The organism is Mycoplasma sp. 744, from assembly GCF_034863305.1.
In the GTDB taxonomy this organism is placed as follows: domain Bacteria; phylum Bacillota_I; class Bacilli_A; order Mycoplasmatales; family Metamycoplasmataceae; genus Mycoplasmopsis.
On sequence record NZ_JAYFFF010000001.1, the window covers coordinates 1 to 25,918 of the forward strand.

Sequence of the window (25,918 nt, forward strand, 5' to 3'; positions counted from 1 at the left end):
ACCGCGGCTGCTGGCACATAGTTAGCCGTCGCTTTCTAATAAGGTACCGTCAAGGTAAATACATTTCCTTATTTACTTTTTCTTCCCTTACCACAGCAGTTTACAACCCATAGGGCCTTCATCCTGCACGCTGTGTCGCTCCATCAGACTTTCGTCCATTGTGGAATATTCCCTACTGCTGCCTCCCGTAGGAGTCTGGGCCGTATCTCAGTCCCAGTGTGGCGGTTCAGTCTCTCAACCCCGCTAAGCATCATTGCCTTGGTAGGCCATTACCCATACCAACTAGCTAATGCTACGCACCCCGTTCCTTTAGCGAAGCTTTAAAGGCTTCTTTTACAATAATTTCATGCGAAATAATTGCATATTCGGTATTATCAAATGTTTCCACTTGCTATCCCAATCTAAAGGGTACGTTGAGTACGTGTTACTCACCCATTCGCCGCTAAGTTCAAAAAGAACTTCGCTCGACATGCATGTATTAGGCACACAGCCAGCGTTCATCCTGAGCCAGGATCAAACTCTCGAAAAAATTGACTGTCATGTTTATTTGTATCTAGTTTTCAAAGAACATCTATTCTATTTACTTTCATAAATAAATAAGAACGTTTTAATCTTAACAAATTTTTAAACTTTTACAAGTTTTTTTTATTTTTTTTCAAATATAAAAAACAGGCAAGCCTGTTTATATAATTCTTTCGATAAAAATTAATTCTTGATTTTCTAAGGGTTGAATATTAATTTCATTTTCACTAATATCATCAAATGAAAATTCAAAACCTTTAAAACCTTTTAAATAAAACAAATTATCTTTATTATTTGAATTCAACATTGATTGATTTTTATCATCTATGAAATCTATTTTCATAGGTATTATTCCTAAAGGATAATTTTTAAAAGAAAAATCATTATCAGGATCAATAGAAACTTTAACTTCTTTAATTAAAGAACCATTATTTATTGCATATAATAAAACAAATTGTGATATAAGATTACTTATTCTTTTTTCATAAATATCTTTTTTGTGCACTATTTCAATATTTGACAATTTATTCATATTTTGAGAATTTCATAATTGTGAATTAAACATATTTTTTTTAATTAAAAAATTTAAAATAAAAATTAAATTATTTTCAAAAAAAATATCAGGATTAACAAATTTTATTTTTTGATTTGATTGATATGTTTGATACCCAAAATAATTTTCACTATTTTTATTATTTAATAAATTTAATTCATTTTTAATATAAAAACCATTTAATAAATGATGATGTGAAGTAAAATTAACCGAATACCAAGGATAATATTTTTTTTCAATTTTGTCAAAAACTATTAATTTTGCAATTGCATAAGTATTATTTAATAAATTAGTATCTTCTAATCTATCAATAATTAAATTATTATTAATTTGACCATTAGTGATAATTTTTATATTTTCTTTTAACTCATTAAATAGATATTTTAAAACATTAAAATTAACTTCCTTATATATTTCATTTGGATGTAATAAAGAATCAAAGTCAATAATATTAAATATATTATTTTCAAAAATTAAATTAATATCATTAAATTTTTCATTAAGTTGAATATTTGAAATATCATCATGTTCATTAATATTTAATGATAAAATTTCCCCACTTATCTTATTAACGTATCTACTGAATAATTGAGAATAATCAATAAAATTAGTTATATAAATTTTATTATCACTTTTAAAAATTAATTTATTATTTTCATCAAAAATAATCAAAGAAATTTGTAATAAATTTTCATTTATTTTGTTTAAAATTCCAAAATCTAAATAAAAATTTTTACTTAGAGAATCTATTTCAAAATATTTTATATAAAATTCTAAGGTTTTTAATAAATAAAAATGTTGTTCTTTATTTAATATAAAAGCACTTGGTCTTAATTTTGTTATAGAAATTTTATTTTTAAAATTTAAAGGATTGTTAATTGAAGCTATATAAATTAAATATTGAATATTTGGCAAAATTAAATCAAGTGAAGAATAATTATTAGAATTGTGTTCAGTTCATAAATTATTTAAGTAATTATTAAAAGTTAATATTTCAGGATTCCAATTAAAAAGAAATAAATCATTAAGTTTTAAAGTATGTTTATTTGTTGAATTTAATAAATAATTATTATTATCTATAATGAATTTTTTAGGTTCAACAAAATCGTATTCATAAACAAATAAATCGTCTATATTTATTTGTTTATTAGTATAAGTAATTTTTTTAATCTGATAATCAAATAATTCTTTCAAATTTATTTGTAAATATAATTTAATCTGTTCAAAAGTTAAATTATCTTCAAATTTTAATTCTTTTAAATATTCTTTAATTTTTATATGAACTAAATTATTTTCTTGACATGCTATAGTTAAAAATAAAGAAAAAGGAGTTAATATACTAAGAAATTTTTTTATTTTTTTCATTTTAATCTTTCTTTTTAACTTTATTTTACTTTCTTTTTTCATAAAAAGTAAAATAAAAAACTCTTTTTATAATTAATAAGAGTTTTTTATTTTATAAATAAATAAATGTTCCACCATTACTTTTAATTGCTTCTATTGCACTTTCAGAAGCATCATGAAGTTCAACTTTTAATTTTTTAGTTAAAGTACCTTTGCCTAATAATTTAACAGGTAATGATCTTTTTAGTAAATTAGCTTTAAATAAAGATTCTAAATTTACAAAATCGTTATCGTTAAAAGATCTTTCTAAATCAGATAAATTAATAATTTGATATTCAATGTGATTTATATTATTAAAACCACGTTTACCAATTCTTCTAAATCAAGGAGTTTGACCACCTTCAAATCCCAATCTATGTCCGTGACGTTTATTTTGACCTGATTGACCTTTTCCAGCTTGTTTACCTTTGCCAGCTGCGTGACCTCTACCTACACGATGTTTTTCTTTTCTAGATCCTTGAGTTGCTTTTAAAGAATTTAATTTAATTTCTTGCATTTTAACTCCTATAAACTAATTTAATAGATCTTCAACTTTCTTATCTCTAACTAAAGCAATTTGTTCTGGAGTTCTTAATAATTTTAAAGCTTTTAATGTTGCTCTAACTATATTTGCCTTTGAACGAGAACCATAAGTTTTAGTGTAAATATCAGTATATCCTGCTAATTCTATTACAGAACGTACAGCTCCACTAGCAACTATTCCTTTACCTTTTGGAGCAGGTTTTAACATTACTTTTGAAGCTAAAAATTTAGCTTCAACAATGTGTGGCACAGTTATTTGTTTAAAAATTGGCACATTTATTAAATTATTTTTTGCATCTTTAATAGCTTTTTTAATAGCATCTGGTACTTCATTGGCTTTCCCATGTCCAAAACCAACACGACCTTTTTTGTCTCCTACAACAACATAAGCAGCAAATGAAAATCTTCTACCACCTTTAACAACTTTAGTTACACGAGCTATATTAACAACTTTTTCGCTAAATTCATTATCATTTTTTTCAAATTTTAAAGGTTTGTCAATTTTGTTAAATCTTGGTTTTCTTTCTGATGAGCTATTTTGAGTTGATTTTGTGTTTTGTTCTTTTACTACAAAAGGTTTTTTAATTTTTCTTACTATTTCTTTTGTTGATTCAACTTTTAATTCTTTATTTTCTGTCATTAGAATTTAACTCCTTTAACATGTTCTCTAACTGCTTCAGCAAAAGCTTTAACACGACCATGATAAATATAACCAGCTCTATCAAATACCAATTCTTTAATTCCTAAATTATTAATTAACTCTGCCATTTTTTTGCCTGCTTCTTTTGCTGAAGAAACATTTCCTTTATAAACACCTTTTTCAAGTGTGCTAACAGAAGCTAAAGTTTTACCAGTAGTATCATCAATTAGTTGAGCATAAAAATTTTGATGTGATTTAAATACGTTAAGACGAGGTTTATTACTTGTTCCAAAAATATGTTGTCTTTCACGTAAGTGTTTAACTTTACGTGCTTTATTACGAGATAATTGAGACATAAATTCCTTCCTTTATTTTTTATTTAGCAGAAGTTTTACCTTCTTTACGACGAATCACTTCATCTTTATATGCTATTCCTTTACCAGAATATGGATTTGGTTTTCTAACGCTGCGAATAATTGAAGCAAATTGGCCAACTGATTCTTTATTTATACCTTTAATAGTTATTTCAGTTGGTTTATTAATTTCTACTTTGACATCATTAGGAATATTAACATTTACTAAATGACTATAACCAGCTGCTATTTCTATAATTTTATCTTTTAATGTTGCTCTATAACCAACACCTTTAATAACTAATTCTTTAATAAACCCTTTAGAAACGCCTAAAAGCATATTTGCTATTAAAGCATTAGTTGTTCCATGTAATTGTTTTGTATGTTTTTCTTCATTAGCACGTAATGTACTAATTTTATTTTCTTCTATATTTATTTTAATCAATGGACTAAATTCATTAGTTAATTCACCAAGTGGTCCTTGAACGCTTAACTTAGTTTGATCTAAAGTAACTTTGACATCATTAGGAATAATTAATACACGATTACCTACACGAGACATTAATTCCTCCTATCAAATGTAAGCGATTATTTCACCGCCAACATGTTCCTTACGGGCTTGTTTATCAGTCATTATACCTTTAGATGTAGAAATTATTGCAGTTCCATAACCTGAAAGAACAGATGGTAATTTATCAACAGAAGCATAAACTCTTAAACCAGGTTTTGATACTCTTTTAAAATCAATAATAGCTCTTTGTGAATTTTTATATTTTAAAACTATTTCAAAGTTTTTGTTTTTACCTTCGCCTTTTACTGAATAAGATGTTATATAACCTTCATTTAATAAAATATCTAGAATTTTGGCTTTTTTATTTGAAAAAGGAACATTAACAGTTTTAAATTTACGTTGATTAGCATTTTTTATACGCACAATCATATCTGAAATCGGATCTGTTATAAACATTTTTCTATCAACTCGCTTTCTTCATGCCGGGTATTTTTCCTTCATGGGCTAAATTACGGAAACAAATACGACATATTTTATATTTTCTTAAAACTGCATGTGGACGACCGCATAATTCACAACGTGTATAAGCACGCGTAGAAAATTTAGGGTGTTTTAATGCTTTTACTTTTAATGATTTTTTTGCCATTATTATTTTTCTCCTTTTGCAAAAGGCATACCAATTAATTCTAATAATGTTCTTGCTTCTTCGTTTGAATTAGTTGAAGTTATTAATTGAACATCTAATCCTTTAATACGACGAATTTTATCAAATTCTATTTCTGGGAAAATAATTTCTTCTTTTATACCTAATGAATAATTACCGTGTTTATCAAATGCTTTAGGATTAGCACCTTTAAAATCACGTATACGTGGCATTGCCACATTTATTAATTTATCAAGAAAATCTCACATTCTTTCTCTTCTTAATGTTACTTTTCCGCCCATTGGCATTCCTTCACGTAATTTTCATGAAGCATTAGATTTTCTTGCTTTTGTTTGAAAAGGTTTTTGTCCTGAAATAACGGTCAATTCGTTTAATACTTCTTCGATTGCTTTTGAATTTGAAACTTCTTTGCCAGCGGTCATATTAAGAACTATTTTTTCTAAACGTGGAACTTGCATTACAGAAGAATAATTATATTTTTCAATTAATGCAGGTACAACTTTAGTTTGATAATGTATTTTTAAATTACTCATAATTAAAGTTCCTTTTTAGTTTTACGATTAATTCTTATTTTTTTATCGTTCTTGAATTCATAACCGATTTTCGAATAAACTGCAGGAGAATTTTTAGTTGCTTTTTTTACTAAAATTGAAAGATTTGAAGCATGAATAGGAGCTTCTATTTGTTTAATTTGTCCATCTTGACCTTGAGTTGGTTTTACGTGTTTGGTTACTTTATTAATATCTTTGATTCAAACAAGATTTTTCTTTGCATCAATTTTTTCAATTGTTCCAATTTTACCTTTATGTGAACCAGCAATAATAATTACTTCATCATGTTTTTTAAATTTCATATTTCCTCTTTTTTATTAAATATATTAAATCTATAAAACTTCAGGAGCTAATGAAACAATTTTTAAATAACCTTTATCACGTAATTCACGAGCAATAGGACCAAATACACGACTTCCTCTTAATGAACCATCTTCTTTTATTATTACAACTGCATTATCATCAAATTTTATATGAGAACCATTAGCTCTTTTTATTCCATATGTACTTCTAACAATAACGGCTTTTACTACTTGACCTTCTTTTACTATACCATTAGGAATTGCTTTTTTAACAGAACATACTATAACATCACCAATATTTGCTGTTTTTTTACGACTTCCGCCTAAAACTCTAATTAAACCAACTTCTTTAGCACCAGAATTATCTGCTACATTTAATTTAGAAAGTTCCAATAACATTTTTATTGTTCACTTTCTGAAGCATGTTGTTTAATTTCAACTAAACGGAAATGCTTTGTTTTTGATAATGGTCTAGTTTCCATAATAATTACTATATCATTAATTTGAGCTTTATTTAATTCATCATGAACAGCAAAACGTTTAGTAGTTTTAAAACGTTTAGAATACAATCTATGTGATCTATATGTTTCAACTTCTACAAAAATAGTTTTATCACCTCTAACAGAAGTAACTTTACCTTGTAGTGTTTTACGAGTTTTTGTCTTTCTTTCCATTATTTATTTCCTTTAATTTCATGTTGTCTAATAGCTGTTAAAACTTTTGCAATATCTTTTCTGATTAAATTAATTTTATGTGTTTGGTCAAGACTAGTAGTTGCATTTTTAAATTTTAGTGTTCACAATTCTGCTTTTAAATCCACAACTAATTTTTTTAATTCTTCTAATGACTTGGTTTGTAAATCTTTAAAAAGCATTATTGTTGTCCTCCCTTAGTATCTTCAACAGATAAAATTCTTCACTTTACTGGTAATTTATGACCACCTAATCTTAAAGCATCGCGAGCTACATCTTCTTTAACTCCTGACACTTCAAACATTACTGTATTTTCTTTTACAGAAGCATATCAAAATTCTGGACTTCCTTTTCCTGAACCCATACGAACACCTATTGGTTTAGATGTTTTTTGAAAATGAGGGAAAATACGTATAATAACTTGACCTTCACGTCCCATACGACGAGTTATAGCTATACGAACTGCTTCAATTTGTCTTGCAGTAATAATTGAACCAGTAGTTGCTTGTAAACCGAAATCTCCGAATGAAATTTTATTACCTTTTTGTGCTTTTCTTTTTAATGGATTAACTAAAAAAGGTTTACGATATTTAGTTCTTTTTGGTTGAAGCATTATTCTTCTCCTTCTAAATTAACTTCACCTTTTGATATTCAGACTTTAACTCCAATTGCGCCATAAGTAGTTTTTGCTATAGCTCTAGCAAAATCTACATCTTGTCTTAAAGTATGTAATTTCATTTCTCCACGAGAATATCCTTCGGTTCTAGCCATATCAACACCATTTAAACGACCTGATACAGCGGTTTTGATGCCTTTAGCACCTGCTTTTAAAGCATCGTTAATTATTAATTTTTGTGCTATTCTGAAACTTTCACGATTTTCTAATTTTTGAGCAATAGATTCAGCAGCCAAACGTGCATTTAAAGCTGGTTCTTTTAATAAAATTACTTGTAAATTAATATCAAGATTTTTGTTCTTTAAAAATTTATGTAAATTCAATCTTAATGATTCAATATTTTTCCCACCTTCACCTAAAATTTTAGCTGGGAATGGTGTGTGTAATAAAACAGTTATTTTATTTTGAGCATTTCTTTTAATTTTTACTAAACCAAGTTGATATTTACGTACTAATTTATCAAAAAACTTATAAATATTAGCATCTTGTACTAATAATTTCCCATAATTAGCTTTTTCGCTAAATCAAACAGTATTGTGATTTTTTGTTATACCATATCTAAAACCATTTGGATTAACTTTTTGACCCATAAATATCTCCTTTTATCTTTCTTCCAATGTAATTGATAAATGACTTGTACGTTTTAAAATTGAAAATGCTCTACCATGTGAATGAGGTTGAAATCTCTTTAGTGTTGGCCCTTCGTTAACTAAAACTTCTTTAACATATAATTTTGAAGCATCCATTCCATGATTGTTAGTTGCGTTTCCTACAGCTGAATTAATAAGTTTAATAAATAATTCTGAAGCTTTTTTGTTTGTATTATGTAATATTCCTAAAGCTACTTTAACATCTTTATTTCTAAATAAATCTGCTACAAGTCTAGCTTTTCTAGCACTAATACGTTGTGTTTTAACAAGTGCTTTTGCTTGCGATTTCATAATTATTTTTTCCCTTTATCAGCGCCATGGCCTGAAAATGTTCTTGTAGGAGCAAACTCGCCTAATTTATGGCCAACCATATCATCTGTTACATAAACATCAATAAATTTATGTCCATTATGAACTTGAAAAGTTAATCCAACAAAATCTGGAAAAATTGTTGATCTTCTTGATCAAGTTTTTATTGGAGCTTTTTTAACTTTGCCTTCAATTATTGCTTGAACTTTTTTTAATAAATGTTCATCAGCAAAAGGACCTTTTTTAAGACTACGAGCCATTATTTAGCATCCTTTCTTCTTCTTATTATTAATTTGTTTGAAGCTTTTTTAGTTTTTCTAGTTTTTACTCCTAAAGCTTTTTTACCTCAAGGAGTAAGTGGGGCTTTACGTCCTACTGGTTGTTTACCTTCTCCACCACCATGTGGGTGATCTACAGGGTTCATTACTGAACCTCTTACAGTAGGTCTAACACCTAAATGACGATTTCTTCCTGCTTTTCCTAAATTTACAAGTAAATGTTCTTCATTACCTACAGAACCAATAGTTGCACGGCAACGAGCCAAAATACGACGCATTTCTCCTGATTTTAAACGTAAAATAACATATTTACCATCATCATCTTTACCTAGAATTTGAGCACTTGTTCCTGCTGAACGAGCTATTTGTCCGCCAGCTCCTGGTTGCATTTCAATATTGTGAACAATTGTTCCTTCTGGAATATTTGCTAATGGTAACGCATTTCCTATTAAAATATCAACATTTACACCAGAAATAACAGTTTGACCAATTTTAATACCTTGTGGTGCTAATATATATCTTTTTTCTCCATCAGCATATGTTAATAAACAAATATTTGCTGAACGATTTGGATCATATTCAATTGATTTAACAGTTGCTGGAATATTATCTTTATTACGTTTAAAATCAATAATTCTATAAAATCTTTTTACTCTACCACCTTTATGTCTAACGGTGATTTTCCCTTGATTATTACGTCCTGATTTTTTCTTTAAAATTACCATTAAAGATTTTTCAGGATCATGGCCACTTAAATTAGCAGCATAGTCAAGAGAAGACATATTACGACGACCGTTGGTGGTTGGCTTATAATGTTTAATAGCCATATTATCTTTCTCCTTTGCTTAAAAATAGATGAGGAATTTTCTTTTAAGCAATTATATTAGTATCCTCTATGCTTCTTTTCTACTTCTATTTACTGTTTTTCTACTTGCATTACTTGTTTGTGATTTGTTTTTAATTGTATTTGCCTTTTTTTGAGCTATTTTTTCAGCTAGTTTTGCTTCTTTATCAGCATTTTGTTTTTTAGTAATTTGATTTTGAGTTTCTTTTAATTCTGCTTTAACCTTATCTTGTGCTTCGTTCTCGTTAGGATAATAATTTATAACATATCCTTCTTTTAAAGTTACTATAGCTTTTTTATAACGGTTTAAATAACCTTCAAAACGACCTACTCTTTTATATTTTTTATCAATTTTAATAGTATTAACTGAAGAAACTTTAACTTGAAAAATGTGTTCAACAGCATTTTTAATTTGATATTTATTTGCTGAATAATCTACTTCAAAAGTATATGTATTTTGACTTTGTAAATTATTTGTTTTTTCAGTAAGAATAGGTTTTTTAATAACTTGTGTTAATTCCATGTTTGAATTATTTAACTCCTTTTTGTTTAAACAACTCTAATCCTTCGTTTGAAAGCACTAAAACATCAGCTCAAATTAAATCTTCCACTAATACTGATGAAGGTTTTACTACTAAAACATTTTTTAAATTTGATAATGCTAATAATACATTTTCATCATTAGAAACAACTAAAATATGTTTTAAATTAGCAATACCTAATGAATTTAATTTATTAACAGCATCTTTAGTTTTAATACTGTTTATAACAAAATCATCAATTACAACTGATTTATTATTTGCAAGTAATGTTAAAGCTGATAAAAAGGCTAATTTTTTAACTTTTTTATTAACTTTTAAATCATAATTTTTTTCAATTCTAGGTCCAAAAGCTCTACCACCACCTACTCATATCGGTGATCTAGTCGAACCGGCACGAGCACGACCTGTTCCTTTTTGTCTTCAAGGTTTCTTGCCACCTCCTCTTACTTCGGCACGAGTTTTAACAGAATGTGTTCCTTGTCTTCTCGATGCTCTTTCAGATAAAATTGAATCAAAAATGGCTTGTGAATAAATTTTATTTAATGCAAAAATTTCTTTTGGAAGATTTGTAGTATCAAAGTTTAATTTAGATAATTTATTAAAATCTATTTTTTCTTTTGTTACTTTAGCAACTGATTTATCTACTAAATTTTCTTTTTCTATATATTCAATTGCTTTATGATTTTCTACATTTTCTTCATTTACTCTATTTAGTATTACTTTTGCCTTGTCTAAACCAACTGATCCTCTATATGCTCCGTCTCTATGGAATCATACTCTAGTATCATTTTTAGATTTTTCACTTAATTTTATAAATTCTTCTACTGCTTGAGTAAAAGTTTTAAAGTTAGTGTGTTTTTTTACATTAGCTTTTTTTAAATTGAAAGTTACATTACGTTCTTTATCAAATTTTTCTGAAATATAGTATTTTTCTAAAGTTGATTTTTCAGCCATAATTCTCCTCTATTTTTCAGATTATTTTTCTTCTTCAGCTTTTAAAATTAATTTTTCTAATTCTGAAGAATGCATTCCTGTTGTAACTTCAATATTAAATTTTTTAGCTTTTTCAACTAATTCATTCATTTTTATAACTTCTTTAACATCAACTAACTTAATAGCGCTAGGATTTGGCAATCCTTTGATAGCTTGTTTAATAACTAATAAACTTTTATTAGCACCAGGAACAGAACCTTTAACTAATAAATAATTGTTTTCTAAATCAACTTTAACAATTACTAAATTTTGAATAGTTACTTTTTCTGCGCCTAGATGTCCCGGCATAGTCATACCTTTGACAACACGGTTACCACTTATATCACCGATTGAACCTGTTTGTCTAATAGGTTTGCTACCACCACCACCACCATGTGATTTGGGACCAATGTGTTGGTTTCATCTTTTAATAGTACCAGCAAATCCTTTACCTTTAGATATACCTGTAATATCAACTAAATCACCAGCACTAAAGATATTTACATTTACGAAAGAACCTAATTCATATCCTTCCATATTGCGAATTTCTTTAACGAAGCGCTTAGGTGTTGTATTAGCTTGTGCAAATTGACCTTTTAGGGGTTTATTTGCATTTTTTTCTTTTAATTCTCCTACTGCTAATTGAGTTGCTACATAACCATTTTTTTCAACAGTGAGAATTTTAGACACAACATTCGGTTGAACCTCTATTACTGTCACAGGAATAGAATCACCTGTTTCAGTATAAATCTGGGTCATTCCGATTTTACGTCCTAAGATTCCTTTCATATCTTTCACCTCTTAAAATAATAAATTAAATTAATTTTGTGATATTTTAATTAAAACACCAGCAGGTAATTCAAATCTTTTAATTTGATCAACTACTTTATCACTAGCATTATCTAAAACAATTAAACGTTGATAAGTTCTTGATTCAAATTGTTCACGTGATTTTTTATTTACGTGTACTGATCTTAAAATAGTCACAACTTCTCTTTTAGTTGGTAAAGCTACTGGGCCGCTAATTTTTATATTTTCTTTTTTAGCAATTTCAATAATTTTTTTAGCAGCAAAATCAACTAAAGTATGTTCAAATGATTTTACTTTAATATTTAATTTACTCACGTTGTCTCCTTTCGTTCTTAAAGAACATTACTCCATATAAATTTACTCGATTAACCCTCAACAACTCTTTTTGGTGTATCGACAACCTTATATATCACTGTAATATTACTTTTCAATTATAAAACAAAGTTATTTTTTTGAATACAAAAAGTAAGTTATTTCTAAATAATTTTTTAATTAATATTTTAGAATTTAAAAACTTATAATTTATGTATTAAATTTATAGTAAATTGTTTATTTTTTGTACTTTTAAATAGTGTTTCAAATAATATTTAAATTTTATTTATATAAGGAGGTTAGAAAATGAATGAAATAAATACAGAAAATAAAAAAAATATAATAAAACAAGAAAATATTGTTGAAACATTAAAAGAAATTACTAAAAAATTTGGTGATGAATCGATAAGAATTTTAGGCGAAAATAATTTAAATGAGCATATAGAAATTTTTTCCTCTGGATCTTATTTATTAAATCAAGCTTTAGGTATTGGAGGATATCCAAAGGGAAGAATAATTGAAATATTTGGTCCCGAAAGTAGTGGTAAAACTACTCTTTGTTTGCACGCAATAGCGGAAATTCAAAAAAAAGGTGGAATAGCAGCTTATATTGATGCTGAACATTCTATGGATCCTATTTATGCGAAAAATTTGGGAGTTAATTTAGACGAATTAATTATAAGTCAACCTGATAGTGGAGAACAAGCCTTGGAAATTGTCGATATTTTAACTAAATCAGGTTCAATTGATTTAATTATTGTTGATAGTGTTGCGGCTTTAGTTCCAGAAACAGAATTACAAGGAGATATGCATGAATCTTCTATTGGTTTGCAAGCTAGATTAATGTCCAAAGCATTAAGAAAAATTACAGCTTCATTAAATAAAAATAAAACTACAGTTATATTTGTAAATCAAATAAGAGAAAAAATTGGTGTATATTTTGGTAATCCTGAAACCACCACTGGTGGTAGAGCTTTAAAATTTTATTCATCAATAAGATTAGAAGTAAGGAAAAGCACTTCAATTGTTGAGGGTAAAGATATTACTGGTAATGAAATAAAAATTAAAGTAGTGAAAAATAAATTGGCTCCTCCATACAAAAGTTTTATAACTGAAATTATTTTTGGCAAAGGAATAGATAGAATATCAGAATTAATTGAATTAGCTTTAGATTGCGATATTTTTGTTCAAAAAGGTGCATGATATTCATTTGAAGGAAAAAATATTGCTCAAGGTAAAAAAAATTTAAAAGATTTATTAATTAAAAATAAAGATTTTTTTAATGAGATTGAAAAAATGATTTTAGAAAAAATATAAAAATAAAATGAACAATATTTTGTTAATTGTTCATTTTTTATTAAAAAATATAAATAAAGAAAATTTAAAATGTGAAGAAAAAATACTTTAAATGATTTTTTATGGGGTTATTAGTATCATTTTTTAGTTTATTAGTAAGTTATTTTACATATACACAAAATGATACAAAATTAGTAAATAAAATAGAGCAATCTAGTGTTACTAATAAAATTAAAATAAAAATTATTGGTGCAGTAGAAAAAGAATATTCCTTATTTGTTAACAAAGGAATTTCTTTAAAGGAAATAATTAAGCAAATTAAATTAAAAAATAATGCTGATTTAATTCAAATTAATGAAAATATAAAATATTTTTCTGATACCTTAATTAAAATACCTTTTAAAAGAGAAAATTATACACATTCAAAATTAAATTTAAATCAAATTAAATCAATCGATTATTTAACTAAAATTGGTCTAAATAAAAAAATAGCTAAAAATATTTATGAAAAAATTGAAAAAAACGAAATTAAAGAATGAAATGATTTATTACAAATAAAAGGTTTAGGAAAGAAAACGCTAGAAAAAATAAAACAGAATTTTGTCATTTAATAGATTTAAATATATTAATTATTACTTTATTAATAGATTATATTTTTATTTTTTCTTTTGAAATATGATACATATTTATAATTCCAGTATTTTGATTGAATTTAATTTTATATAAAAAATCAATCTTTTTATGTGTGATTTCACAAATTTTTATTTTAATAGTAATAATATTGTTTATTAATCAAAATAATTTTTTAGAAGATGGAAATTATAATATCATCTCTACCATTAAAATAAACAAAGATAAATATTTTTTGATTAATTACAATAACTTTAATATTTTAGTTTTTAAAAATGAACACATTCAAAGAGAACAACTGAGTGTTTTTTCTTTGATTGAAATAAAAGGTAAAATTGAAATTTTTAATAATTCCAATTTTTTTAATTGAACTAAAGAACAAAATATTCTTTATATTTTAAAAAATCCAGTTTTAAAAAATGTTATTAGAAGTGAATATAACTTATTTGACAATTTTATCAATAAATTCAATTCTAATTTACCTTATTTTAATAAATATTGAAGTTATTTTCTTTATGGGATAAAAAGTAATAATAACAATTTAAATGAAAACATTACTAATTTGGGTTTAAATCATTTATTTGTTGTATCTGGTTTTCACTTAGATATCTTGTTTTTAATTGTTTCATTATTTAAAACCAAAAATAAAATTATAAATATAATAATTACTTGTGTGTTTTATTTTTTAATTTTAAATTACATTATTTTATTAAATAATCCTATTTCAGCTTTAAGAGTTTTTATATTTAAAATACTTATTGATATAAAAAATATTTTTTTCAAAAAATATTATATAAGTAAATATTCAATATTAATTTTTTCTATGTTTATAATAATTTTAATTAACTGGAGATGAATTTATAATGTGGGTTTTTTATTATCATTTAGTAACACTGTATTCTTAATGTTTTTATGAGATTTTTTAAAAAAATACAAGTTAAACAAAATATTTACATACATTATAATTATGTTTTTTATTTCAGTTTTAAACTATCCTATTTTAATAATATTAAATAAAAATTTGCCTTTTTTTAGTTTTCTATGAACTATTTTATTAGCACCTATAATACAATTAATATACATATGTTCATTATTATTCTTTTGAAGCCAATATTTTTTAAATTTTCTGTTTTATTTACTTGATGAATTATTAATAATAGCAAATAAAATAAATATTGTCATTAACATAGAAAATAATATTCAATTCTATTGAATATATCCTGTTTATTTTGTTATTTTAATGTTTTTATATAAATTAAAAATAAAAAACTACCTTTAGGTAGTTTTTTATATATGGCGATCCCAAGAAGAGTCGAACTCCTAACCTTTTGGGCCGTAACCAAACGCTCTGTCCAATTGAGCTATGGGATCATGGAGGCACCAACGGGACTCGAACCCGTACATCAAAGTTTTGCAGACTCTTGCCTTGGCCAATTTGGCTATGGTGCCACAGCAAGTTAATTATACATTATAACCATTATTTCTGCAAATTACATTATTATTATAACACACTAGTAAATAAAATATTTATTTTTATTTTTTAAAAAATAAATTAAAATATTTTTAGCAATACATGTAGACAGCAACAGTGAAAACTTAATTGGTTGCCAAGTGTATATCTTAAATTTGTATTGCTCTTATTATAGTCGGAAAGGAGAAAAATGCATTTAGCAAAAGAATCTGCTTTCAAATTAGCTAAAAAAGAAATTGTTAAAGAAATAACAACTAATTTAAACAACGCTAAATCTTTAGTAGTTGCCGAATATCGTGGATTAAGCGTAAGTGAATTAACAAAGTTACGTGTTTTAGCTAAAAAAAGTGGCGTTGAGATCAAAGTTTATAAAAATCGTTTATTTAAATTGGCTGCTTCTGAAGCAAATTTTGAAGAATTAAATGATCACTTAGTTGGACCAAATATATTTGCTTTCAGCAATAGTGACGATTTAGCTGCTTTCAAATTATTTGCTGCTTTTAGTAAAGAACATAAACTATTAGTTCCTAAAGCTGGTATATTTGAAAATAAAGTTATTGACGCAGCAGGCGTTTCATATGTATCTTCATTACCAAATTATGAAGAAGCACTTACAATACTTGCTCGCTCACTTATCACACCATTACAACAAGTTTCATTATCACTTAAATTAATCAGTGAACAAAAAGAACAATAAACGAAAGGATAAATAAGTTATGGCTAAATTAGAAAAACAAACATTTATTGAAGCTTTAAAAGAAATGTCTATTAAAGAAGTTATGGAATTAGTTGAAGCAATGAAAGAAGAATTTGGTATCGATCCTTCTGCAGTTGCTGTGGCAGCCGCTCCTGCAGCAGCAGAAGCTGAAGAAAAATCATCAGTATCTGTTGTTATTGTTGCGGACAATGGTAAAAAATTACCAATTGTTAAAGCTGTTAAAGAATTATTGAATATTCCATTAATGGATGCAAGTAAATTAGTTTCAGCTTTACCAGCAGTTGTTAAAGAAAACATTGCTCCAGCTGAAGCTGAAAATATTAAAGCTAAATTAGTTGAAGCCGGTGCTTCAGTAGATATTAAATAATTAATTTATATATTACATATTAAAAAAATGCCAAGCGGCATTTTTTTAATATGTGTTGTTATATCCAACCAATTAAAAATTAATATTTTATTAACATATTTATTTCTTTGGTTTCATTATATATATTAAAATTTTCAAATCAAGTTATCTATTTTTTTTTACATTTTTTAAAGTAACAAATATTAGTGATATTGTTAAATTAATTTATGATTCAATTTGTTATTTAACTTTTTTTTAATCAATGGCATTAAAGTTAATAAGAATTATTATTATAAAATTGACACATTTTACAATTCTTTAAAAATGTGTCAATTTTATAAATTTTATATGGCCGATGGTAAGGGATTTGAACCCTTGAACGTTTTACAACGTTAACGGTTTTCGAGACCGCCCTTTTCAACCGCTCAAGCAACCACCGTTAATAAAAATATTATATTGCATTATTTAGACTAATACAAATATAAGAATAAAAAAAGAAATAAATTAATATAATATAATAATTAAATATTAGAAAGGAACATAATGGAAACTAATCCTTCTACCACACAAAATATTGGCAATATTCTCAGCGGAGCAGGCACTTGAATTATTTTAGGTGTAGTTGTTGTCATTATCATCATATTTCTTATTTATTCTTCAATTAAAAACAAAATGAAAAAGAATAAAATGAAAAAAGATAAAATCGAATTTGAAAATAGAGCATCATATTTTAAAAAAATATACTTAGCTAAATTAAAAGTATTAATTGATAAAAATAATCAATTAATACAAGAATTTGAACCTTCAATTGGTGAATATAAAATGGGTCAAATAGTTGATGTAGCACATAAATTTTTAAATACATTTGCTTCAGATAAAAATTTTAAAGAATATATTGTTAATGCAGATAGTCAAAATGATTTACTAAGTTTATATATTCAATTAAGAGATACAAGAAGTAATTTATGAAATAAAAAAATTGAAAATGTTTTGCAAAGAATAAATCAATTAATTGAAACAAATTTTATTGATAATACATCAAATGAATATCAAGAAGCATTGACAGAAATTAATTTATTTTATACTATGGAGCTTCAAAAAAATGAATAAAAATCACGATAAAAAAATATATTATAATCTTCCTAATATCTTAACTTTAATAAGATTATTATTAGCAATTCCTTTATTTATTATTTTAGTTATGACTTTTTTTCTTCAAACTTATCAATCTAAAATTTTAACTACTGTTTTTACTATTTTATTCATGGTTATTTATTTAATTGCAATGACTACAGATTATTTTGATGGTAAATATGCTCGTAAATATCATTTAGTTTCTAATTTTGGTAAATTATGAGATCCCGTTGCTGATAAAATCATCACTACTTTGGCTTTTATTTATGGCATTGTAATGAAAGAATGAACTATTGCATTTATTTTTTCTTTATTTTTAATAAGAGATTCTTTTGTGGCGGCCTTAAGAGTAGTAATGAGTAAAAATAAAATTGATGTTGCAGCCATTAAAACAGCCAAATGAAAAACTTTTTTAATTACTATTGGTATTATTATTATTTTAATATTTATTATTTTTAGTGCTTGATTTAATGTTTTAGACCAAATTTGAATTAAATTTATTATTAATATTCCTTTAATTTGTGCTGCCATTCTTGCTTGAATTAGTGCATTACAATATTATAAAAAAGCACAACCTTATATTAAATTTGTAAATAAAAAATAGTATTTTTATAATACTATTTTTTATTTTTTTATAAATTAGCCAAATAATTAGCTGTTCTAACTAATTGTGCAACATATGAAGATTCATTGTCATATCAAGCAAATAATTTATATAATTTTTTGCCATTAGCTTCTTGTATTTTAGTTAATGTAGCATCAAATATTGAACCATAGTGTGAACCAATAACATCAGAAGAAACTATTTCGTCTGTATTATATTCAAAAGATTCATTAGCAGATTCTGCGAATTTTTTATTTAATTCTTCAACTGTAGGTTGTGTTTTTAATTCAACAGTTAAATCAACAAATGAACCAGTTATTGTTGGAACTCTTAAAGCAGCACCATCTAAAACACCTTTTGCTTCTGGAACTACTAAACCAATTGCTTTGGCAGCGCCAGTAGTAGAAGGAACAATATTAGCTGCCGCAGCTCTTGCTCTTCTTTTGTCACCTTTACGATGTGGTCCATCTTGTAACATTTGATCTGCAGTATAAGAGTGAACAGTTGTCATGTAACCATTTAATATACCATAATTATCACTTAAAACTTTTACAACTGGAGCCAAACAATTAGTTGTACATGAAGCAGCAGAAACAATTAAATCATCTTGAGTAAGTTCTTCATGATTAACATTATAAACTACTGTTTTTACATCTGAGCCTGCAGGTGCAGAAATTAATACTTTTTTTGCTCCTGCTATAATGTGTTTATTAGCTAATTCTTTTTTAGTAAAAAAACCAGTACATTCGACTACTATATCAATTCCTAATTCTTTTCAAGGTAAATTTTCTGGATCTTTTTCACTATATATGGCTATTTCTTTTCCGTTTACTACAACTGATTTTTCTTTTACTTCAATATTTCCATTAAATTGTCTAAATGAAGTATCATATTTTAATAAATGAGCTAACATAGATGGATCAGTTAAATCATTAATAGCTACTACTTCTAAATCATGATTTTTTTGGTCAATTAGTTGACGAAAGAATAAACGTCCTATTCTCCCAAAACCATTTATTGCAATTTTTTTCATAATATTATTTCCTTTATATTCAATTAAAATATTTTGTATTCATTTTAATTATAAAATAAATCAAAAAATAAATATTATTAAATTAATTTCTATTTAAATAAATATTTTTTAAAAATTATTTTTTTCATAGTATAATATTAATGCTTATGGAGGGGTAGCGAAGCGGCCAAACGCGGGTGGCTGTAACCCACTTCCTCACGGTTCGGGGGTTCGAATCCCTCCCCCTCCACCATATTGCCCCATAGCCAAGCGGTAAGGCAACGGGTTTTGGTTCCGTCATGCGTTAGTTCGAATCTAACTGGGGCAGCCATATCATAATTAAATGAAAAAACGTTTATCGTTTTTTTTTTTTTTTTTTTTGATATTTAAAATTTTTAAAATAAAAAACACAACTTGTTAAATTATTTATTAAGTTGTGTTTTTTATTTTAAAAACATATGGTGGAGATGACGGGAGTTGAACCCGTGTCCATAATAAAAACTTAAAACTCACTTTTTACAGTTTATTTCTTTTTAAGTAATTACTTGTTTTAAAAAAGAAAACAAAATAACAAGTAATGAAATTAAATCAATTTCAAACTTCACCTTTTTAGCCAACTTAGAAGATTCAAGGTTAAAATCTTATAAGCCACTTGTAGCTTTTGACTAAGCAAATACAAGATTTGATTGCATTGCACTTTGTGCAACTAATAAATTTTGAACATTAAGTTCTTTAACTTTTTTATCTTTTGCGATTATAAAGCCTAGAAGTATTATAGTCTACCACACTACTGATGAATAATAAACTTTTAGTATGTCGAAGCCTTTTCATCCCCTTTTTTAATTTTTTTTTATTTAATTTTATTATACTTTTATTATGGATAAAAAATTATTATTTTCTCTTGAAAATTATTTTGAACGATTTAATAATAGTTATTTTGCAATTAAAAAAATTAATATTTACCAAAATATTTCTACAGTTTTTTATATTAAAGATCAAAATAATTTTTTTTTCCAAGATAATTGCATAAAAAAATTAATTAGTTCTAAAAAAGCTATTTGTAATTTTATACTAGATAATAAAAATAATAGTGAGTATATTTTTAAAAATAAAAAAATTCTTAATTATGTAAAAGAAATAAATTTAAATAAAATGAACAATAATTCACAAATCACTCCAATTTTATTTAAATATTTTGATTTTAAAAAAAATTATCAAATAAATTTAGAAAAAATTAAATTAGTTGAAAAAACATTTTATAAGTATAAAAACTTAATTAAAAAAATTATTTTTAATTCAATGGAATCTAATCATAAAAAAATTAATTATTTTATCGAACGATTAGATAATGCTATAAAAAAATTCAAAGTAACTATTGATGAATATTTATTAAATAAGGATCCAAAAATTTTTAATTTGTTAGCTGAAAACGATATATTATTAGAAGAAATTTTTAATTTTATTTTCAATATTTTAAATTCATTAAATCAAAAATTAAATTTTTTTATTAATAAAACTAAAAATGCTGAAGACTTTTTAGGTGATACTCAGATTAAATTATTAGATGATAATTTAAAATATCTAGAAATTATTAATAAAAAAGGAGAGACTTTTTTAATCAATGAAATTGAACAAAAAAGTTTACAAACTAAATTAAATTTCTATAAGAATTTATTAAAAAATAATTTAGAACTAAAAAATTCTTCACAATATAATGCTATATTAAATTGATATAGAAAAAATTTATTTATAAAAAAACAATTATTAAAATATGTTAATAAAAATAGTTCCGAATATTATATTTTGTATAAAAAATTTGCAATTTCTTCTTTTTTAATTAAATTAATAAAAAAACATAAAAATATTATTATTCAAATGAATAAAGAAACTCTTAATTTATTCCATTATGATTTAGCTTTTTACGTAAAACTATTCATTTCAAACAATCTTTCTATTTATGGAAATGATTTTGAAAAAGCAATTAAGCACACAATTAAAGAAAAATTTTATTTTAATTTTGAACGCTATCAAGATAAAAATGAAAGAAATTTAGAAAATATTTTAGATAAAATCATTTCATTAAAAAATGAATTAAAAATACACAAAAAAAAACAAACTATAAGTTATGTAAATATTGAAGATAAAAATAATTTTACAAAACTACAAGCTAAATTATTTGATTTAAAAATAGAAAACGAATGAAAAAACAAACATATTGAAATAAACTTAATTAAAAGCATTAAAAATAATCAAAAATGTTTGGATAATATTGATTTATTTTATGATTTATTAATACAATTAATGAATAAATATAAAAATTTTTATAACAAAATTGTAAAAAATAATGATAATAATTCATTAGTTCTTGAATTAAAAAAAAGAATAGTTCATTATTATTCATTTATTCCATTAATTAATTTTTTACTTAAATATAAAAATATTATTTTTCAAAATAAAAAAATTAGTAAAAAATTAATTTATGATTTAATAATTTTGTCTAATTTTTTTACAATAATTTATGATTCAAAAATTGAATTTTATAAAATCATAAATTTGAATAATGATATTAATTTTAAAGATAAATTAGAACTAATAATTTTATCCTTTATAATGGAAAAACCTTCTTTATTATTTATATTAGATAATCCTAATTGAGATATTAAAAACGAATTAGTAAATATTAAAAATATATGTAAAAAATACAATATTACATTAATTTTTATTACAAATCGTTACTCATTGTTAGATGAAAATTTATTTGAACAAATGTATCTTTTTTCTCAAAATAGAGAATTAGAATATGGAAATACCAATAAAATTTTAAATAACAGTTTTTATAATTTTAATAAAGAGCAAAATACTAATAATTATTATTTAACAAAAAATATGAAATTAAGTGAATATTTTTTAACTGATAATTATGAGATAAGTACACAACACTATGTAATAACCAATTACAACAATATAGTTAATTCAATTCAAAATAAAGATATAGAAACTATTTCTTTTGCTTTTACAAGCGAAGCTGATTTAAATCAAAAAACACAATACTATAATTACGATTTACAAAATCCTTTGGAAAATACTAGTTTTTTTATTGCTAAACAGGATAAAAACAAGCAAACTTAAAAGCTTGTTTTTTATTATTAATAAAAAAATAATATAATTATAAGAACTAATTATTTACAAATATAGGAGCAAATTATATGTCACTTGATATTAAATATTCGCCAGAAAACTTTGAAAATATAATAGCTAAAAAATGAATAAAAAGAAAATATTTTAGTATTCACGATGACACTAAAAAGCCTTTTGTAGTATTATTACCACCTCCTAATGTAACAGGAATATTACATATAGGGCATGCGTTTGATACATATTTACAAGATACCATTTTAAGATTTAAAAAAATGGAAAATTATGATACTTTTTATATAGCTGGCATGGATCACGCAGGAATAGCTACACAAAGCAAAATAGAAAATTTATTATTACAAAATGAAAATTTAACTAAATATGATTTAGGAAGAGAAGAATTTTTAAAAAGAGTGTGAAACTGAAAAGAAGAATATGCAGCCAAATTTAGAAAACAATGACAAGCACTAGGACTTTCATTAGATTATGAAAAAGAAAGATTTACTTTAGATGAAAAATCAAATATTGCAGTAAATAAAACTTTTATTGATTTATATAATCAAAATTTAATATATCGTGATGTTAAAGCAATTAATTGAGATGTTAAATTAAAAACAGCTATTTCTAACATAGAAATAGTTAATAAAAGTGTTGAACAAGAAATGCTTTATATTAAATATTACTTGGAAAATAGTTCAGAATATTTAACAATAGCAACAACTAGACCGGAAACTCTTTTAAGCGATGTAGCAGTAGTATATAACCCTAAAGATCATAGATATAAAAACCTATTAAATGTAAAAATTATTCATCCAATAACTAAAAAGATTATTCCATTAATAGCTGACGAATATGTTGATATAAATTTTGGAAGTGGTTTAATGAAATTATCAGCTCATTCTGAAATTGATATTGATTTAATTAAAAAACATAATTTAGAAATTATTGAGACGATAAATCAAGAAGGTTTAATTATTTCTAATATAAAAGAATTTAATAATTTAAATAGAGAAAATGCAAGAAAAGTAATTAAAGAATATTTAGAAAAAAATAACTTATTATTAAAAATAGAAAAAATTATTTCTAATGTAGGCTATTCAGAAAGATCAGATACTCCAATTGAAATTTTAGTTAGACCACAATGATTTGTTAAAATGAAAGATTTATCAGAAAAATTATTAAATCATCTTGATAGTTCTGATGCTGTCAATATATTTCCTTCAAGATTTAAAGAAACATTGATAAAATGAATGGAAAATGCTCATGATTGAACTATTTCTAGACAATTATGATGAGGTCACCAAATTCCTGCTTGATATAAAGATGATCAAATTAAGGTGCAAATAGAATCTCCTGGCGAAGATTGAAAAAGAGATGAAGATGTATTAGATACATGATTTAGTAGTGCATTAACGCCATTTTCTTTTTTAGGTTGACCTACAGAAAATAAAATGTTAGAACGTTATTTTCCTACTAATTTGTTAGTAACAGGCTATGACATAATTTTCTTTTGAGTCGCAAGAATGTATTTTTTAAGTTTAAAATTAATGAATAAAAAACCATTTGAAAATATTTTAATTCATGGTTTAGTAAGAGACCAATTAGGAAGAAAAATGTCTAAATCATTGAATAATGGTGTTGATCCTATGGATTTAATCAAAGAATATGGTTCCGATTCTTTAAGATGATATTTAGTTACAAATTCTACTCCGGGTTTAGATATTAATTTTTCCACAGAAGGTTTAAAAAAGAGTTGAAATTTTGCTAATAAAATTTGAAATATTGCTCGTTTCATTGAAAATTTAAATGATGAAAATGAATTTAATCCTGCAGATCAATGAATAAGAGATCAAATTCATGAACTTAGACAAAAAATAATAAAAGCTATGAATAAATATGAATTAACAATAATAGGAGCAGAAATAGAAAAATTTGTTAATGATATTTTTTCTTCTAGATATATTGAAGTACTTAAAGTTTCAGTTAATAAAAAAGAAATTTTAAAAAACTTTAAAAAACTTCTTATTATTTTACATCCGTTTATGCCTTTTTTAACTGATTATTTATTTGAAACTTTATATAAAGAAGAAATTTTAGAGCAAAATGTTCAAAAAGTTAAAATGAAATGTCGCAAAAGAAGTAATCATAGCGATTTAGAAAATGTTTTTAAAATAGTAGATTTACTTCGTAAGTATAGAGAAACTAAGCAAATTAGTAAAAAAGATATTATTTATTTCTATCCTGACATTTTATTAACAAATTTTGATTTAAAAGTAATTTATAAATTAGCTAATGCTAAAATCAAAGACAATAGAGATTTTCTAATCGCTCAAAATAATATCAAGTTATATATTCTTATGAATGATGAACAAAAAAATAATTATTTTAAAGATTTAAACAATAAAATTGATTTTTGTTTAAATGAAATTACTAGAGCAGAGAATATATTAAAAAATGAACAATTTTTATTAAAAGCTCCTAAAAATAAAATTTTAGAAGAACAAAATAAACTACAAATGTACAAAAATAACTTATTAGCATATCAAAAAGAGCTTGATTTACTCAAGGGAAAGGAATGTTAATATGCAATTATATAAAAGTAAAGAAATAACTGACAAATTAACAGAAGAATTAAAAAAAGAATTTATTTTTTTAAATGAACTTCTAGGAAGAAAAGCTATTTTAGCAATTATTCAAATTGGTGACAATGACGCTTCAAATAAATATATACAATATAAAATTCAAAAAGCTCAAGAATTAAACGTTGAAGCGAAATTATATAAATTTGAAGAAAACATTAACCAAAAAATTTTACTTAAAAAAATTGATTCTATAAACGAAAGTGCTGATGGCATTATCGTACAATTACCCGTTCCTGAAACAATCCATAGTAAGGTAATTCTTGATAGTGTCAGATATGATAAAGATATCGATGGTTTAAGTAGCAAAAATGAATTTAGTTTTTACAATGAAAAAGATATGTTAAATTATTTTCATTTTGTTCCTGCTACTGCACTAGCTGTTAAAGAATTAGTAGAATTTTATAACATAGATTTAAATAATAAAAAAATAGGCATAGTTGGTAGATCCGCTTTAGTAGGAAAACCAATTGCACATTTATTAAAAAAAATGGCAAGCAAAAATTCAATTTTTTCTACTTATAATAAAAAATCAACAATTAAAGGATTAGAAACAAATGATATTGTTGTTTCTGGAGCTGGAGTTCCTGGATTAGTTAAAAAAAATAATTTAAAGGAAGATGCTATTGTTATTGATGTCGGAACTACTTATGTACAACAAGAAAATGGTAATTTAAAATTAGTTGGTGACGTTGATACAACTAATTTAGAAAATTATATTAGCGGATTAGCTCCTGTACCAGGAGGAATCGGACCATTAACTGTTGTTTGTTTATTTAAAAATTTAGCTTTAGCTGTTAGACATCATTTAGATTTAATAAATTAA

31 protein-coding genes, 5 tRNA genes, 1 rRNA gene, 1 other RNA gene and 1 pseudogene are annotated in these 25,918 nt (G+C 24.7%); 12 read left to right on the forward strand and 27 right to left on the reverse strand.

Annotated features, from left to right (window positions below):
- The 22 genes and pseudogenes from VBM87_RS00005 to rpsJ all read right to left on the reverse strand — a co-directional run.
- Nucleotides 1–529: ribosomal RNA gene (locus tag VBM87_RS00005) — 16S ribosomal RNA — on the reverse strand; the annotation flags it as partial.
- 153 nt (nt 530–682) lie between these two features.
- Nucleotides 683–2,440: an MAG3240 family lipoprotein gene (locus VBM87_RS00010; protein ID WP_323176843.1), complete on the reverse strand. Its 1,758-nt coding sequence runs from the start codon at nt 2,438–2,440 to the stop codon at nt 683–685.
- 91 nt (nt 2,441–2,531) lie between these two features.
- Nucleotides 2,532–2,975 (reverse strand): 50S ribosomal protein L15, encoded by a 444-nt coding sequence (gene rplO / locus VBM87_RS00015; RefSeq protein WP_416349183.1) that lies wholly within the window; start codon nt 2,973–2,975, stop codon nt 2,532–2,534.
- 15 nt (nt 2,976–2,990) lie between these two features.
- Nucleotides 2,991–3,491: a 30S ribosomal protein S5 gene (rpsE, locus tag VBM87_RS00020; RefSeq protein ID WP_323177032.1), complete on the reverse strand. Its 501-nt coding sequence runs from the start codon at nt 3,489–3,491 to the stop codon at nt 2,991–2,993.
- 149 nt (nt 3,492–3,640) lie between these two features.
- Nucleotides 3,641–3,997, reverse strand: a complete 357-nt coding sequence (gene rplR, locus VBM87_RS00025; RefSeq protein WP_323176844.1) for a 50S ribosomal protein L18 — start codon at nt 3,995–3,997, stop codon at nt 3,641–3,643.
- Between the two features lie 19 nt (nt 3,998–4,016).
- Complete coding sequence (rplF, locus tag VBM87_RS00030; RefSeq protein ID WP_257075838.1) at nt 4,017–4,556, reverse strand: 50S ribosomal protein L6; 540 nt, start codon at nt 4,554–4,556, stop codon at nt 4,017–4,019.
- 9 nt (nt 4,557–4,565) lie between these two features.
- On the reverse strand, nt 4,566–4,961 hold the full coding sequence (gene rpsH / locus VBM87_RS00035) for a 30S ribosomal protein S8 (RefSeq protein ID WP_323176845.1): 396 nt from the start codon (nt 4,959–4,961) through the stop codon (nt 4,566–4,568).
- Between the two features lie 4 nt (nt 4,962–4,965).
- Nucleotides 4,966–5,151: a type Z 30S ribosomal protein S14 gene (locus VBM87_RS00040; protein WP_257075840.1), complete on the reverse strand. Its 186-nt coding sequence runs from the start codon at nt 5,149–5,151 to the stop codon at nt 4,966–4,968.
- A 2-nt stretch (nt 5,152–5,153) separates the two neighbouring features.
- Entirely contained in the window at nt 5,154–5,705 is a 552-nt protein-coding gene (gene rplE / locus VBM87_RS00045) for a 50S ribosomal protein L5 (protein WP_373456872.1), read from the reverse strand.
- On the reverse strand, nt 5,705–6,022 hold the full coding sequence (gene rplX / locus VBM87_RS00050) for a 50S ribosomal protein L24 (protein WP_323176846.1): 318 nt from the start codon (nt 6,020–6,022) through the stop codon (nt 5,705–5,707). The genes rplE and rplX overlap by 1 nt, the downstream gene beginning before the upstream one ends.
- A gap of 30 nt (nt 6,023–6,052) precedes the next feature.
- Entirely contained in the window at nt 6,053–6,421 is a 369-nt protein-coding gene (rplN, locus tag VBM87_RS00055; protein WP_257075843.1) for a 50S ribosomal protein L14, read from the reverse strand.
- Nucleotides 6,422–6,423: 2 nt separating this feature from the next.
- A complete protein-coding gene (rpsQ, locus tag VBM87_RS00060; RefSeq protein WP_323176847.1) occupies nt 6,424–6,696 on the reverse strand; it encodes a 30S ribosomal protein S17 in 273 nt (90 codons plus the stop codon).
- On the reverse strand, nt 6,696–6,896 hold the full coding sequence (rpmC, locus tag VBM87_RS00065) for a 50S ribosomal protein L29 (RefSeq protein ID WP_257075845.1): 201 nt from the start codon (nt 6,894–6,896) through the stop codon (nt 6,696–6,698). The genes rpsQ and rpmC overlap by 1 nt, the downstream gene beginning before the upstream one ends.
- Entirely contained in the window at nt 6,896–7,327 is a 432-nt protein-coding gene (rplP, locus tag VBM87_RS00070) for a 50S ribosomal protein L16 (protein ID WP_323176848.1), read from the reverse strand. The genes rpmC and rplP overlap by 1 nt, the downstream gene beginning before the upstream one ends.
- Complete coding sequence (rpsC, locus tag VBM87_RS00075) at nt 7,327–7,980, reverse strand: 30S ribosomal protein S3 (protein ID WP_323176849.1); 654 nt, start codon at nt 7,978–7,980, stop codon at nt 7,327–7,329. The genes rplP and rpsC overlap by 1 nt, the downstream gene beginning before the upstream one ends.
- Nucleotides 7,981–7,992: 12 nt before the next feature.
- Nucleotides 7,993–8,331, reverse strand: a complete 339-nt coding sequence (rplV, locus tag VBM87_RS00080; RefSeq protein ID WP_323176850.1) for a 50S ribosomal protein L22 — start codon at nt 8,329–8,331, stop codon at nt 7,993–7,995.
- Between the two features lie 2 nt (nt 8,332–8,333).
- The gene (gene rpsS / locus VBM87_RS00085) at nt 8,334–8,609 is read right to left on the reverse strand and encodes a 30S ribosomal protein S19 (RefSeq protein WP_257075849.1); all 276 of its coding nucleotides are present in this window, start codon (nt 8,607–8,609) and stop codon (nt 8,334–8,336) included.
- Nucleotides 8,609–9,454, reverse strand: a complete 846-nt coding sequence (gene rplB, locus VBM87_RS00090; RefSeq protein ID WP_257075850.1) for a 50S ribosomal protein L2 — start codon at nt 9,452–9,454, stop codon at nt 8,609–8,611. The genes rpsS and rplB overlap by 1 nt, the downstream gene beginning before the upstream one ends.
- A gap of 66 nt (nt 9,455–9,520) precedes the next feature.
- Nucleotides 9,521–9,994, reverse strand: a complete 474-nt coding sequence (gene rplW, locus VBM87_RS00095) for a 50S ribosomal protein L23 (RefSeq protein WP_257075851.1) — start codon at nt 9,992–9,994, stop codon at nt 9,521–9,523.
- Between the two features lie 7 nt (nt 9,995–10,001).
- Nucleotides 10,002–10,967, reverse strand: a complete 966-nt coding sequence (gene rplD / locus VBM87_RS00100; protein WP_257075852.1) for a 50S ribosomal protein L4 — start codon at nt 10,965–10,967, stop codon at nt 10,002–10,004.
- A gap of 183 nt (nt 10,968–11,150) precedes the next feature.
- A pseudogene (gene rplC / locus VBM87_RS00105) lies at nt 11,151–11,774 on the reverse strand (50S ribosomal protein L3); the annotation flags it as partial.
- A 30-nt stretch (nt 11,775–11,804) separates the two neighbouring features.
- Nucleotides 11,805–12,110: a 30S ribosomal protein S10 gene (gene rpsJ / locus VBM87_RS00110; protein WP_323176852.1), complete on the reverse strand. Its 306-nt coding sequence runs from the start codon at nt 12,108–12,110 to the stop codon at nt 11,805–11,807.
- Nucleotides 12,111–12,413: 303 nt separating this feature from the next.
- On the opposite strand from rpsJ, the gene recA reads away from it, so the two are divergent.
- The 3 genes from recA (at nt 12,414) to VBM87_RS00125 (ending at nt 15,312) form a co-directional block, all read left to right on the forward strand.
- Entirely contained in the window at nt 12,414–13,424 is a 1,011-nt protein-coding gene (gene recA / locus VBM87_RS00115; RefSeq protein WP_416349184.1) for a recombinase RecA, read from the forward strand.
- A 101-nt stretch (nt 13,425–13,525) separates the two neighbouring features.
- Nucleotides 13,526–14,014, forward strand: coding sequence for an MAG0490 family ComEA-like DNA-binding protein (locus VBM87_RS00120; protein WP_323176853.1), 489 nt, complete (start codon nt 13,526–13,528; stop codon nt 14,012–14,014).
- Entirely contained in the window at nt 13,939–15,312 is a 1,374-nt protein-coding gene (locus VBM87_RS00125; protein ID WP_416349185.1) for an MAG0480 family ComEC-like protein, read from the forward strand. Before VBM87_RS00120 ends, VBM87_RS00125 begins: the two co-directional genes overlap by 76 nt.
- A gap of 15 nt (nt 15,313–15,327) precedes the next feature.
- Here the strand turns inward: VBM87_RS00125 and VBM87_RS00130 are convergent.
- Nucleotides 15,328–15,404, reverse strand: a tRNA-Arg gene (locus tag VBM87_RS00130).
- Between the two features lies 1 nt (nt 15,405).
- Nucleotides 15,406–15,482 (reverse strand) — tRNA-Cys (locus VBM87_RS00135).
- Between the two features lie 212 nt (nt 15,483–15,694).
- On the opposite strand from VBM87_RS00135, the gene rplJ reads away from it, so the two are divergent.
- Entirely contained in the window at nt 15,695–16,201 is a 507-nt protein-coding gene (gene rplJ / locus VBM87_RS00140; protein WP_323176855.1) for a 50S ribosomal protein L10, read from the forward strand.
- 19 nt (nt 16,202–16,220) lie between these two features.
- On the forward strand, nt 16,221–16,589 hold the full coding sequence (rplL, locus tag VBM87_RS00145; RefSeq protein WP_323176856.1) for a 50S ribosomal protein L7/L12: 369 nt from the start codon (nt 16,221–16,223) through the stop codon (nt 16,587–16,589).
- Nucleotides 16,590–16,917: 328 nt separating this feature from the next.
- Here the strand turns inward: rplL and VBM87_RS00150 are convergent.
- Nucleotides 16,918–17,007: transfer RNA gene (locus VBM87_RS00150), tRNA-Ser, on the reverse strand.
- 104 nt (nt 17,008–17,111) lie between these two features.
- Between VBM87_RS00150 and VBM87_RS00155 the strand changes: the two genes are divergently transcribed.
- Complete coding sequence (locus tag VBM87_RS00155) at nt 17,112–17,678, forward strand: MHJ_0274 family protein (RefSeq protein WP_257075864.1); 567 nt, start codon at nt 17,112–17,114, stop codon at nt 17,676–17,678.
- The gene (pgsA, locus tag VBM87_RS00160; protein WP_323176857.1) at nt 17,671–18,306 is read left to right on the forward strand and encodes a CDP-diacylglycerol--glycerol-3-phosphate 3-phosphatidyltransferase; all 636 of its coding nucleotides are present in this window, start codon (nt 17,671–17,673) and stop codon (nt 18,304–18,306) included. Before VBM87_RS00155 ends, pgsA begins: the two co-directional genes overlap by 8 nt.
- 28 nt (nt 18,307–18,334) lie before the next feature.
- On the opposite strand, the gene gap is transcribed toward pgsA, so the two are convergent.
- Complete coding sequence (gene gap, locus VBM87_RS00165; protein WP_323177034.1) at nt 18,335–19,342, reverse strand: type I glyceraldehyde-3-phosphate dehydrogenase; 1,008 nt, start codon at nt 19,340–19,342, stop codon at nt 18,335–18,337.
- A gap of 145 nt (nt 19,343–19,487) precedes the next feature.
- Between gap and VBM87_RS00170 the strand changes: the two genes are divergently transcribed.
- Nucleotides 19,488–19,571 (forward strand) — tRNA-Tyr (locus VBM87_RS00170).
- Between the two features lie 3 nt (nt 19,572–19,574).
- A tRNA-Gln gene (locus VBM87_RS00175) sits at nt 19,575–19,649 on the forward strand.
- Nucleotides 19,650–19,777: 128 nt separating this feature from the next.
- Here VBM87_RS00175 and ssrA read toward each other — a convergent pair.
- Nucleotides 19,778–20,153, reverse strand: a transfer-messenger RNA (tmRNA) gene (gene ssrA / locus VBM87_RS00180).
- A 41-nt stretch (nt 20,154–20,194) separates the two neighbouring features.
- On the opposite strand from ssrA, the gene VBM87_RS00185 reads away from it, so the two are divergent.
- From VBM87_RS00185 to VBM87_RS00195, 3 genes are all read left to right on the forward strand, one after another.
- Nucleotides 20,195–22,447 (forward strand): MAG1360 family OppF-related protein, encoded by a 2,253-nt coding sequence (locus VBM87_RS00185; RefSeq protein ID WP_323176858.1) that lies wholly within the window; start codon nt 20,195–20,197, stop codon nt 22,445–22,447.
- A 77-nt stretch (nt 22,448–22,524) separates the two neighbouring features.
- A complete protein-coding gene (locus tag VBM87_RS00190; protein ID WP_323176859.1) occupies nt 22,525–25,035 on the forward strand; it encodes a valine--tRNA ligase in 2,511 nt (836 codons plus the stop codon).
- 1 nt (nt 25,036) lies between these two features.
- Nucleotides 25,037–25,918 (forward strand): bifunctional 5,10-methylenetetrahydrofolate dehydrogenase/5,10-methenyltetrahydrofolate cyclohydrolase, encoded by an 882-nt coding sequence (locus tag VBM87_RS00195; RefSeq protein WP_323176860.1) that lies wholly within the window; start codon nt 25,037–25,039, stop codon nt 25,916–25,918.